We start from the raw sequence: 279 nt of genomic DNA, 5'->3' as shown, positions 1-279 counted from the left end.
CGTCTCGACCTATGTGGTCAACGAGCAGATAGCGTTCGCAGGCACCGCTGGACAGCGCAAGGCAGTTTTCTCGGCAACGGTTGTAGCCCATGAATGCGAGCAGGAAGAAGGCTGGGATCAAGTGAAAAAGCTCAAAGCCGTTCCAGTGATCTATGGGGATGAACACGCGATTCGAGGCGCCGATGATCTACCCCCCCATAACCAAGCTGGCTTGTATGTCAACTGATGAGCGTGGATATACGACCACAAAACGGAAAGACGCTGATCGGCTTCAAAGCT

1 protein-coding gene is annotated in these 279 nt (G+C 53.4%); it reads left to right on the top strand.

The genetic code is table 11. The features are described from left to right. Window positions 1-226: hypothetical protein (locus GHO42_RS25720; RefSeq protein ID WP_218576002.1), on the top strand; the 226-nt coding region annotated here is incomplete at its 5' end. Window positions 227-279 lie beyond the last annotated feature (53 nt).

This window comes from Pseudomonas sp. FSL R10-0056, assembly GCF_009600105.1.
GTDB classification, from domain to species: domain Bacteria; phylum Pseudomonadota; class Gammaproteobacteria; order Pseudomonadales; family Pseudomonadaceae; genus Aquipseudomonas; species Aquipseudomonas bubulae.
Note: the sequence above shows the minus strand (reverse complement) of the source record. Positions and strands in the feature narration are given on the sequence as shown.